Annotated in this window: 9 protein-coding genes; 5 read left to right on the top strand and 4 right to left on the bottom strand. The window is 42.7% G+C overall.

Translation table 11 applies throughout. The annotated features are described in order from the left end of the window. Positions 1 to 30 precede the first annotated feature (30 nt). The 4 genes from BUR11_RS09135 (at position 31) to BUR11_RS09120 (ending at position 5,241) form a co-directional block, all read left to right on the top strand. Complete coding sequence (locus BUR11_RS09135) at positions 31 to 1,044, top strand: alpha/beta fold hydrolase (RefSeq protein ID WP_074224523.1); 1,014 nt, start codon at positions 31 to 33, stop codon at positions 1,042 to 1,044. Further along, a complete protein-coding gene (gene rmuC, locus BUR11_RS09130; protein ID WP_074224522.1) occupies positions 1,034 to 2,278 on the top strand; it encodes a DNA recombination protein RmuC in 1,245 nt (414 codons plus the stop codon). The genes BUR11_RS09135 and rmuC overlap by 11 nt, the downstream gene beginning before the upstream one ends. A gap of 165 nt (positions 2,279 to 2,443) precedes the next feature. Then, the gene (gene trkA, locus BUR11_RS09125) at positions 2,444 to 3,790 is read left to right on the top strand and encodes a Trk system potassium transporter TrkA (RefSeq protein WP_074224521.1); all 1,347 of its coding nucleotides are present in this window, start codon (positions 2,444 to 2,446) and stop codon (positions 3,788 to 3,790) included. Positions 3,791 to 3,792: 2 nt separating this feature from the next. Then, positions 3,793 to 5,241 carry a TrkH family potassium uptake protein gene (locus tag BUR11_RS09120; protein ID WP_074224520.1) on the top strand — a complete coding sequence of 483 codons (1,449 nt, stop codon included), beginning with the start codon at positions 3,793 to 3,795 and terminating at the stop codon, positions 5,239 to 5,241. Here the strand turns inward: BUR11_RS09120 and BUR11_RS09115 are convergent. Then, positions 5,238 to 7,697, bottom strand: coding sequence for a ligase-associated DNA damage response DEXH box helicase (locus BUR11_RS09115; protein ID WP_074224519.1), 2,460 nt, complete (start codon positions 7,695 to 7,697; stop codon positions 5,238 to 5,240). The two genes, BUR11_RS09120 and BUR11_RS09115, sit on opposite strands and share 4 nt — an antisense overlap. Before the next feature lie 213 nt (positions 7,698 to 7,910). On the opposite strand from BUR11_RS09115, the gene BUR11_RS09110 reads away from it, so the two are divergent. Next, the gene (locus BUR11_RS09110; RefSeq protein WP_074224518.1) at positions 7,911 to 8,375 is read left to right on the top strand and encodes a hypothetical protein; all 465 of its coding nucleotides are present in this window, start codon (positions 7,911 to 7,913) and stop codon (positions 8,373 to 8,375) included. A 65-nt stretch (positions 8,376 to 8,440) separates the two neighbouring features. Here the strand turns inward: BUR11_RS09110 and BUR11_RS09105 are convergent, their stop codons facing one another. The 3 genes from BUR11_RS09105 to BUR11_RS09095 form a co-directional block, all read right to left on the bottom strand. Next, on the bottom strand, positions 8,441 to 9,037 hold the full coding sequence (locus BUR11_RS09105; protein ID WP_074224517.1) for a hypothetical protein: 597 nt from the start codon (positions 9,035 to 9,037) through the stop codon (positions 8,441 to 8,443). Positions 9,038 to 9,051: 14 nt separating this feature from the next. After that, entirely contained in the window at positions 9,052 to 11,364 is a 2,313-nt protein-coding gene (locus BUR11_RS09100; RefSeq protein WP_074224516.1) for a TonB-dependent receptor, read from the bottom strand. Positions 11,365 to 11,550: 186 nt separating this feature from the next. Continuing rightward, positions 11,551 to 11,985 (bottom strand): hypothetical protein, encoded by a 435-nt coding sequence (locus tag BUR11_RS09095; RefSeq protein ID WP_074224515.1) that lies wholly within the window; start codon positions 11,983 to 11,985, stop codon positions 11,551 to 11,553. Positions 11,986 to 11,997: the final 12 nt, after the last annotated feature.

Here is an 11,997-nt window from a genome sequence, read left to right as displayed (position 1 = left end):
TAATTGAAAGCAAATAAAAGCTTAAAATAAATGATGGTTTGGATAAAAAGAATCGGAAAAGTAATTCTTACCCTGCTGTTGGCATTGGTGTTCTTTTTATTGCTTTTATATAGAAATGACATTTCCCGTGAGGAAGTGGATCAAAAGTATGCCACCCCTCAATCCCACTTTATCAATGTAAACGGTCAAAATGTCCATGTACGAATCATGGGGGAAGGGGATCCTATCCTGTTACTTCATGGGAGCTTTTCCTCCCTCCATACCTGGGAAAGTTGGCAGGAGGAATTAAGCCCTTATTTTATGACCATTTCCCTTGATTTTCCTGGCCATGGGTTGACAGGACCTGATGACTTACAACGTTATTCGATTAAAGATTACAGCCATTTGGCCCTGACCTTAGCAGAGAACTTAGGGCTGGATAAATTCCATGTCGCGGGTAATTCTATGGGAGGGGCTGTGGCCTTACAAATGGCCTCGACCAGGCCCGATAAAGTGTTGAGCCTGAACTTGATTGATGCTTCAGGAGCTCCTATGCCTTCTATCCGGAGTCTGGATGAGGAGGAAGAAAGTCAAGGTCAAGGATTGATTTTCAGGCTGACTTCCAATCCTATTTTTTCAAAACTATTGCTGAAATGTACCCCCAAGTTCCTCTTTGCCATGAACATGAAAGAGGTGTATTTTGATTCTGATAAAATCACCAGTGATAAAATTGACCGGTACTATGAGCTGATGCTTCGGGATGGAAACAGGCAGGCTACTTTGGACCGTTTGTCCATCCCCAGGGAATATGATTTTGACTTCGATGTGGTCAAAATGCCTACGCTGATCATGTGGGGAAAAGAAGATAAATGGATCCCGTTAAAACAAGCATACCTCATCGAAAATGCAATTCCCGGTTCCCATTTAGTGGTATTTGAGGAAGCGGGGCATGTTCCAATGGAAGAATTACCGACCGAAACTGTCGCAGAATATCTATCGTTTTTGGGGGTAGAAATCAGGAAGGACTACATTAAGGGGCCAAATTACTTAACCCATGTCTACTGAATCTTTGCTGATCTTGGTCCTAGTTGCCCAAGTGATCATCCTTGTACTGATTTTTTATAGAAGGAACGACTCCTCCCAAAAGGAGCTCTTGCAATCGGAACTGCAACGGGTTAGCCGGGAGGTGGAGTTGGCATTGATTCAATCCAGAAAGGAAGCCAATGAAAACCTAACGGCTCAATTTCGGTTGGTATTTGACAATCAACGCGCCACATCGAGGGATCAGAATGAAGCGTTGAAGACTTTTGGCGAGGTTTTTAGAAGGAATGTCCAGGAATTTAATACCCTGCAAAAAGAAAAGTTTGGAGACCTCAACCGCAGGCAGGATGAATTGATGAAGACGACTGAACTTCGGCTGGAAAAAATCAGGGAAACAGTAGATGAAAAGCTTCAGAAGACCTTGGAAACCAGACTGGGTCAGTCTTTTGAAATGGTCAGTAAGCAATTGCAATCCGTGCAAAAAGGCCTAGGGGAGATGCAGAGTTTAGCCAATGGGGTCGGAGATTTGAAAAGGGTGCTGAGCAATGTGAAAAGCCGGGGTGTGTTGGGTGAATATCAGCTTCAGGCCATTTTGGACAATGTATTGACACCGGATCAGTATATCTTGAATGCGGCCATTGGGCAAACTGGAAGAGAACGGGTGGAGTTTGCCGTGAAAATGCCGGGAAATGAATCCCAAGTGCTATTGCCCGTGGATTCCAAATTCCCACAGGAATCTTATTTAAGATTGGTAGATGCTTACGATTTAGTCGATAAGTCAGCGATTGATTTTGCAAGAGCTGAATTGATCAAAGCAGTGAGAAAAGCGGCATCGGATATCAGCAACAAGTACATACAGGTCCCACATACCACCGATTTTGCCATTTTATTTTTACCGGTCGAAAGTTTATATGCTGAAATACTAAGAGAACCAGGGTTGTCCCAACAGATCCAACAGGAATATAAAGTATTGATCACCGGACCGACCACTTTGTCAGCGATTTTAAACAGCCTACAGATGGGCTTTAGAACCTTGGCGATCCAAAAGAGGAGTTCTGAGGTCTGGCAGGTGTTGGGCGGTATCAAGACGGAATTCGGGAAGTTTGGAGCCTTGATAGAGAAAACCCAGAAGAAATTGGGAGAGGCCAATTCTGAACTCGATAAATTAGTTGGAGCAAGAACTCGGGCCATTCAACGGAAATTGAAAGATGTGGAAGAACTTCCGGAAATTGAAAGCTCCAAATTATTGGAGGAGTAAAACCAGAAAGCCGAATTTTTAAAGAAAAAGTTGGGAATATATTTAACAGAAAAGATCATATTAACTACTTTGAAACCTGAATTGCAAAAGATTTAGGATATATGGCTGATTGCCATGTAGAAAGGTGTTAATTTTGCAGCTGTTTAAATCACTCGAATTACCTCTATGGGGATGAATATCGTGATTGCAGGCGCAGGAGATATGGGATATCACTTGGCCGAGCAATTAAGCTATGATAATAAGGATATTACACTGATTGATACAGATCGGGAAGTGCTGGAATATGTGGCTTCGAAGTTGGATGTATTGACAGTACAGGGAGATTCTACCTCTTTTGAAGTCCTTCAACAAGCAAATGTGGAGCGGGCAAGCATGGTACTGTGTGTGACCACCTCAGAAAAGACCAACATTGTGACTGCAGTCTTGGCAAAACAGTTGGGGGCCAAAAGAGTCATGGCCAGGGTAAGAAACCACTCCTATTTGAATCCTGAAAACGTAAACTATTTCAATAATCTAGGAATCGATAATCTGATTTCTCCCACCATGCTATGCAGCAGGGAAATCTTTAACATGATCGAGAATTCCAGCTTCACCGAAGTATTTGACTTTGGTGGAGGTAAATTGAATATCGTTGGGATTACCTTGGACCAATCCAATCCCCTGGTAAACCAGAGGATCATGGATACCAAGACGAATCCCATATTTGAAGATATCCGGATTATCGCCATTCTACGGGATCAAAAAACGATCATTCCAAGAGGAAGTACCATCATCCGAAACAATGACCATGTGTTCTTTATTTCCAATAAAAAGAATACTGAAAGCATCATGGACGTATTGGGCCAAAAGAAGGTGACCATCAAGAACGTGATGATCATTGGAGGTGATGACATGGCCTTGACCACTGCATTGCGTTTGGAAGACCACTTTAGAGTGACCTTGGTCAATAAGGATAAAGAAAGATGTAAATGGTTGGCAGAGAACCTTAGCAATACACTGGTCATCAATGGGGATTATAAAAACATTGAATTACTGGTAGAGGAAGGATTGGAGCAAATGGATGCATTTTTGGCATTGACGGAGTCTTCAGAAACCAATATCATTACCTCTCTGACTGCCAAAAATCACGGAGTATACAAAACCATCGCCCATGTGGACACCCGTGAATACATTCATATTTCCCATAGTATCGGAGTGGATTCACTGATCAACAAGAAGCTGGTAGCAGCGAATGAGATTTCAAGGTACCTGAAAAAAGGAACGGTGGATGCAGTATCCGGGATCTATGGGGTGGATGCAGAGTTTATCCAGTATTCGGTATGTAAAACCAATCGATTGGTAAAAAAACCGTTAAGAGAACTCCATTTTCCAGATTCCGCCATCGTAGCCGGGGTCATCAGAGGGGATAAAGTATTTATTCCGGATGGAGACTTTTTACTTCAAATGGACGACAAGGCGATTGTACTGGCCCTTCCTGAAGCAAAACTTCCGCTCGAAAAACTTTTTCATTAACTATGATTCACTTTAAAGAGATCGCCAAAATCATGGGAGCCCTCTTGGTGCTGATATCACTGTTGATGCTTCCTGGAGTTGGTTTTTCATTGCATTTTAATGAAGATCCCTGGCCGGTTTTAAGTTCTGCGGTGATCACCATGGTCATCGGAGGGATTCTGTTTTTTTCCTTCTCCAAGCAGGATCAAAATATCCGGAAGCGGGAAGGTTATTTAATCGTCTCCTTGAGTTGGATTTTTATGGCGGGATTTGGAATGCTTCCATTCATCCTCAGCCATGAAATCTATTCTTTTTCAGATGCCTTATTTGAAACCACCTCCGGGATCACCACCACAGGAGCTTCCATCCTGAACGACATAGAAGCCATGCCCAAAGGGCTTTTGTTCTGGAGAAGCATGCTGCAGTGGATAGGAGGTTTAGGGATCATCGTATTGACCGTCGCGATCTTTCCCTTATTGGGTATTGGTGGAATTGAATTGTTTGTGGCTGAATCCCCCGGACCTACTTCTGACAAGGTACATCCCAGGATTTCAGAAACTGCCAAGCGATTATGGTATGTTTATGTAGGTTTGACCATCGCGGCTACCTTGTTGTATTGGGTGGGGGGGATGACGTTCTATGATGCCATCAATCATGCGCTAACCACGTTGGCAACAGGTGGTTTCTCCACCAAGAACGCAAGTATGGCCTATTACGACTCTGCATTTATCCAGTATACTGCCATCTTCTTTATGTTTTTGGCGGGTACCAACTTTACGGTGATTTATTTCGGATTGGTAGGAAAGTTTAGAAGAGTGCTTAAAAGCGATGAATTTAAGGCCTATGCTTTCATTGTGCTCGCTACCTCTGTGGTCTTGTTTTTCCCAATATTCACCAAAATTGGATCAGATGCCGAATTGGCATTCCGTAAATCTGCTTTTCAGGTCGTTTCGCTCATTACTACCACTGGTTTTGTGTCAGATGATTATACCCAATATGGCCAGGGAATGACCTTCATTTGTTTTATTTTGTTATTCGTGGGTGGTTCTGCAGGTTCAACCGCGGGTGGTATCAAGTTCGTAAGGCACCTCACCTTTTTCAAAAACTCCTACCTGGAATTTAAAAGATTGGTTCACCCCAGGGCCATCGTACCTCTGATCATCAATGGAGATCGCGTGACCGGAAGAATTGTAACCCACATCATGAACTTCCTGTTGTTGTACCTGCTGATCTTCGTATTTGGAGCATTTGTCCTATCCATTATGGGATATGATCTGGAGACTTCGCTGGGGGCAACCGCCACTTGTTTGGGGAATGTGGGACCTGCCATTGGTAAAGTAGGACCGGTTGATAATTTCTCGTTCTTCAGCCCGACCGCGAAGATTTTCCTTTCCTTTATTATGCTGCTGGGAAGATTGGAGTTATTTACGATTTTGATTCTTTTTACCCCATTCTTCTGGAGGGCCAATTAATCCTGGATTTCAAATTGGGCCTGGATTTTGACGATTCTATCTTCTATGGATTCAGAGGATATGGACGTGCGACTCAATCGGTCCACCATGATGGGGAATGAAAAAGGGGTGAATTGAACCGGGTTTTTCAATACGATCCGTTGGGAATTGATTTTCTTCAATGCCTTGATCATTTTTTCCTGATCCATTTGTTGATTGATGGCCTCTGCATGCGCCTGTTTGAGCAATAAGTTGTCCGGATCGTAGGATTCAAATACTTGAAAGAGCAAACTGGAATTCGCTTGGATATGCTTAAAAGTGGTAGGTTTTCCCGGATAGCCCTGGAACACCAACCCTGCAATACTGGCGATTTCCCTGAATTTCCTTCGGCTCATTTCACTTTCATTGACACAATGCCGGATGTCTTCCTGGAAGTTGTCCAGTGAAAACAGATCTTCCTCCAACAGCTCCTCTATCTGAATGGGGCGATCGGATAAAAGTTCAAACCCATAGTCATTCATGGCAATGCTGAAGGTCACCGGTTGACTGATGCTGATACGGTAGGCAATCAACGCACTCATCAATTCATGGATCATCCTTCCTTCAAAGGGATAGAAGAATAAGTGGAAACCTTCTTTGCTTTGATGGGATTCAATCAGGAAGGTATCTCTATTGGGTACCAGGGATAATTTGTTCTGTAAATCCAGAATGGGCAACACCCTCACAATCTCCTCTGAGATGTAGTTGCCTTGGTTGTAGTACTCGAGTATTTCCCTGATTTTATCCGACAGCTTGGAGGAGAGGGACATTCTGGCCCCCATCCAAGAGACTACATTTTTGGTCTTTTTTTCAGAGACCTTTACGGTGGCTGTCAGCCCTTTGACCTGTAAGAGCTCCAAACTTCTGCCTGCAAAGAAGAAGCGATCTCCGATTTTCATTTTGGAAATAAAGAATTCTTCCACGCTTCCTAAATAGGCTCCGTTTTTAAATTTCACTTTGAGCATCACTTCCGAAACAATCGTACCCATTGAAAGCCGATGCTTCATGGCGATCCGTTTACTTTTTACCCGGTATAGCCCATCTTCATCCAGGCTGACTTTGAGGAAGTCCTCATAGCTGCCCAAGGATGCACCACCCTTGGTAATGAAGTCCATCAACCAGCTCATTTCTGATTCCGATAGGTTTTCAAAGGATTTGGTCTTTTTGGCAACGAGATAAATTTCTTCAGGATTTAGACCTTCACCGACAGCGAGTGTGACTAAAAACTGAATCAAAACATCATAGGGAAGTTCTGGTGGAAATTGGGATTCCATTTCATTGTTTTCAATCGCATCTCGAAGTGCAGAACATTCAATCAATTCCAGGGCATTGGTAGGCACAAAGAAGATTTCAGAAGGCAATCCCGGTTGATGCCCCGCTCTCCCTGCCCTTTGGATAAAGCGGGAGACGCCTTTGGGACTTCCCACTTGAACGACCCGGTCCACCGGTCTAAAATCCACCCCTAAATCCAGGCTGGAGGTACATACCACCAATTTTAACCTTCCTTCATGTAGGGATTCTTCCACCCAGGATCTCACGGACATATCCAAAGAACCATGGTGCATGGCGATCCAACCCGCCCAATCAGGTCTTGCTTCCAGAATCTTCTGATACCAGATTTCAGTTTGGGAACGGGTATTGGTAAAGAGCAACACCGTTTTTCCTTCTTCAATAATTGGAATGACTTTTTCGAGCATCCGAATTCCCAAATGCCCTGACCAAGGGTATTTCTCAATTTCTTCTGGAAATACCGGATGCACCAAAATTTCCTTACCGATGTTCGCTTTTACAATATGGGTAGGATTATGGGTCCCTAATAAAGCTTTTGCAGCTTCCTTTAAATTTCCGATGGTGGCAGAAACAGCCCATCTTCGAAATGTCGAAGGACAGATGGATTGAATATATTCTAGTGCCAGCTGAACCTGGACGCCACGCTTATTGCCCACTAATTCATGCCATTCATCTACCACAATCGCATTGACAGTTTGAAATAATTGTTTATGATCTTTCTGGGAGATCAACACATGGAGTGTTTCAGGGGTAGTAATCAGACATTCCGGAGGTCTTCTTTTTAAAGCAGCTCGGGTTTTTGCATCCGTGTCTCCATTTCTCACCGCAATTTTCCAAGGCAGCCCGATCACCTCACAGACTTCCTGCATGGCCATTTGAATGTCTTTGGATAAAGCCCTCAATGGGGTTACCCAAATTATCTGAATCCCATTGTTTTTGGGCTTTTTCCAGCTGTCCGGATGTTGATGGATGTATTCCAAAATTGCGGGAAACCACAAGGCGAATGTCTTTCCTGACCCTGTAGGGGCATTCAATAACCCGGATTTGCCATCCAAAAAATCATTCCAAGTTTCAATTTGAAAGGGAAAGGGCTTCCAGCCTTTGGTTTGAAAGTAATTGAATGCGATTTGGAGCCTTTTGTCCTTCATATCTTGTTGCTTTTTAAAAAGTATTGCACCCGTGAAAATGTGAGAATTCTTTGATGAAACCCATCAATCGAAGGAAATTGTCGATTTTTATTTTGGCCATTTAATGCATTAATTGCTTAGGTTTGACGTTGGTTATTGATCAGGATTGTTTCACTTTTGAGATTAGAAAACATATGAGAAGTGAAATCGTTTTACTGTTGAACGAAATTATTTATGAGGAAACTAGTTTTAGCTTTTGTTATTGGAGTATTGTTTGTTGGATGCACAGAGGTAGAGAGACCTTCTCGGTATGTGCGGTCCACCGTTTATGAGTTGCAGCAGGCAAGCGATTATAAGTATACCGGAGAATTAGAGGTAGGGGAGTTGCCAACCGGGGAATTGGAATTGGTCATTACCCTTAAAGGAGAAAAAGGCAGTACTGCCGTAACCTATCCTGCCCATTTGCATTATGGTCCTTATGGAACCCCTGATGCTCCCATGGCTGCGATGTTGAGTCCAATTTATGCCAGTTCCTTGGTGGGAGCCACTATTTTGACGGAGCTATCAAATGGGAATGTGATCAATTACGAAAGTTTCCTGACTTTCAATGGGCATGTAAAAGTACACCTTGCCAGTGAGGGCCCGGACTATGAAGTGATTTTAGTGGCGGGGGATGTCGGAGCCAACTATCAAGAATAAAAATCATCCCTGAATTCAAACAAAAAAAGCAGCTGGTAAAGCTGCTTTTCTGTTTTAGGTCTTAATTAGTTTAACACCAGAGGGAAGGTGAGATCCAAATCCGTTTCACCTCCTGCTTGAGTGTAATTTTCGAAGTTAGGATTATCCGCTCCTGGATAATTCTTGTCCAAATCATGTCTCAATATGATTCGCATGTTGGCATTGTTGAATCCTGGGAATTCAGCGACTTCCACTTGCCCCTTCAGCCCAATGATCTCTCCATTTTCGTCATCGTATGTGTAAGTCAATACAGGAGAACCTACAAATGCAGTTCCCAAGAAATAAAACTGATGTTCATCAGCCTCTTCCTGAACTTCTTCAGTGATATCTTCATCCGCAATGGAATTGTAAAGGAAGATTTCCATTTGGTAGGATTTTCCTTTCACCAATTCTACGGTCTCAATGGTAGGATCACCTAATTCCACTCCCTGAGGATCGGATGCGACAAACTCAAAAGGGCTTCCAATGGCATTGCCCGTTGCATCCACCTCTGTAAATCTCAAAGTCACATCTGTGATTAATTCCTCGTCATTTTCAGGAACCGGATCTTCACTATTACAAGAGGCAAAAGCCAGTGAAACCATCATTGCCATTAGAAAAGCAGGTTTTTTGAAGTAATTCATACGTTGGTTGAAGTTTAAAATTGATAATTTATTTTTAAGAGAATATTTCTACCCATATCATCCGTGAAATACCGGAATCGATTCATATACTCCTTATAGGAGGTATTGAACAGGTTTTGAATTTGCACCCCTACATTCAATTGGTTTTCACCCAGGATAAATTTCTTTTGATAGGCTAGGTTGAACAAGGCATAGGCAGGAGGAGCCGGAGCAAGATCAAAATCAGGTTCCCTATGTTGCTTGGCCACCAGCATATTGCTCAATGTCAATTTATTGGTCTGTGAATTTTTCAGGGAACCAAATTGGTAAGCCAGTCCCCAATCCATTCTATCGGAAGGAATGAAAGGGAAATAGTTGTTCTCATCCGTGTTTTTTGCCCGGATGATTGAACCCTTCGCATAGGCACTTAATCGTTCTGTAAACACATAGCTTCCAGAGAAATCAAATCCATAAAAGAAGGCATTGGCCTGTAAGTATTCATACACATTGAACGTACCTCGTAAGGAAACGTAGGTTTCACCGGTCGGATTTAAATAGATGTAATCTGAAATATGGTTTGCGTAGGCAGTAAGTTCCAGATGGGTTCTTCCTCCATCGTATTCAAAGGCATTTACCCATTTCAGGGATTTTTCAGAATTCAAGTCCGGATCTCCGATTTCTACTGCAGCTGCTCCATGGTGCAATCCTTCACTGAACAACTCATTGACATTGGGAGGTCTCCATGCTGTTCCTAAGTTGGAATTGAAGGTGACTTTTGGGCTGATCTGGTACAATCCTCCGATGAATGCCGAGAAATTGGTATAGCTTAATTCCGCTTCCTGCAGCTCTGAATCCACATACCTGGCCGTATTTACTGATCGTGTGTCAAAGCGTAATCCGCCCTCCAACTCCAAAGGCCCCTTACTGTATTTCTCAATGGCATAGATCCCCAGATTGATCATGTCATAATTCGGGATCAAAGGGGTAACACCCGTTCCAGGAACATTGTTATTGGCCTGTTGGATCGCATTTAGGCCAAAACTTCCACTCCATTCATTTTTCAGATTATGATCAATAAATAAGTCAAGCGTATTCGTGAAGAGCTGGAGGTCTAAACTTGGCCTTTCATTTAAATCACCCCTTCTTTTATCAAATTCCTGTCTGTTATTGGTTTGGAAACCATATTGAAAATTCAATTTCCAAGTATCGGAAAGATGGTAATGAGATTTGACTTTCGCCAAATGATGGGAAACCACCTGCTTGGGATTGATGATTTCATACGTGAACCCTGGATCTGAAAAAGGTCTTCCATTTTCAATAATGGCAAGCAAATCGTCTAAATTACCGGTATGGGAATCCCTTAAAATCCCTAAAGTGGTATTGAAGTAGCTATAATACCCTTCTATCCCTAACTTGGAACTGCTATATCCTACAGAACCAGAGAAGTTTAGCTCGCTCAATCCGGTGTTTCCCTGAAAGTAATCCGGGGATTTAATGTTTCCAGCCCTCTTGGCAGAGGCTTGGACCTGGTAACCCAATCCTTTGATTTTATTGGATCCATCCGCATGGGAAATGGAAATGTTGCCCATTCTTCCATTGGTTCCACCGTTGAGGTAAATATTGGTCTTGGGATCTTTCTTGGTAGGAATAGGAGCAGGGTTTACCAAAATGACCCCACCCATTGCCTCAGGTCCATACCTTACCGTTTCAGCTCCTTTGATGACCGTAATCTCATCTGCTACAAAAGGATCAATTTCCGGTGCATGTTCTGCGCCCCACTGCTGACCCTCTAATCTGATTCCATTGTTGAGAATCATAATTCTATTACTATGCATCCCATGGATCACGGGTTTTGCGATGCTGTTTCCTGTGGAAAAAGTGGTTACCCCAGAGATCCGCTTGAGACTTTCCCCCAAATTTTCACCTCTCGCTTCCAGCAATGCCTCCCCATAGAGGGCCGTAACGGCTGTCGTGGTTTGCACGGCAAACCGATGACCGTGAATTTCCACTCCTCCCAAATCAAGGGATTCTTCTTCCAGCCTATAGGTTTTGTTGAAGTTGTTGGAGGATAATGAAATACTGTCTTGGATCTCCTTATGTCCCAGGTATTGAATGGTGAGGTGATAATCCCCCTGACAAAGATTTTTGACTATAAAGTTTCCATTTTCATCAGAAACTGCTCCGGTGGCACTTTCAATTACCCAGATATAGGCTCCTACAATAGGATCATTGTTTTCTTGGTGCAAAATCCTGCCCCTTATGGATAAATCACATTTTTGGGCATAGGTATTTTTGGAACCAAAAAGGAGGACCAACGAGAGGAAAATGGTGTATTGAATAAGTTTCACGAAACAAAAATAGAATCCATTTCTAGATTAAACTAGTGTAAATGAAACAAAGTTGCAAAAATGTGAAATAGGCTTTATTTGACTATTCAAAAGGCAAATTCAAAGGACAGATTGTTCAATTTGAGTAATCGGAAACAAAAAAGTCCGACAATGACTTGCCGGACTTACATAGAATTTTTTGGGAGATCACCCTAACCAAGTTACCCAAGGTATTCTTGAAAGTAACAATACCAATCCAATCGCATACATCATGTAAATGCTACGGAAGCGAGCTCTGGGAATGCTTCCTTTTTTGGCTTTGCTATATCCTATGGTAATGAGCACAATCGCAATGATATTGACCAATGGATGTTCTACCGCCGTCAATCGAACTGCAGGGTCCGACATGGCCGAACCTGATTTTAACATTTCAAATCCGAGAGGGCTTACAAAATAGAGGATGAGTCCTACTGTCAATTGAAGGTGAGAAAGGATAAAACCGATCAATGCAATTTTTCTATCCTTATCCGTAAACTGTCTATTGGATAAACTGCCTAGAAGGGCATATATCACTATAATAATGAGGGCCAATAGCACTAAGTAAGCCAGGCCAGAATGTAAATGTTGTAATCCTGTATACATGATCTTTTATTT

The sequence above is a fragment of the Algoriphagus halophilus genome (genome assembly GCF_900129785.1).
Taxonomy (GTDB): domain Bacteria; phylum Bacteroidota; class Bacteroidia; order Cytophagales; family Cyclobacteriaceae; genus Algoriphagus; species Algoriphagus halophilus.
The sequence above is the reverse complement of the archived record's forward strand: the minus strand, read 5'-3'. Positions and strand labels throughout refer to the sequence as shown.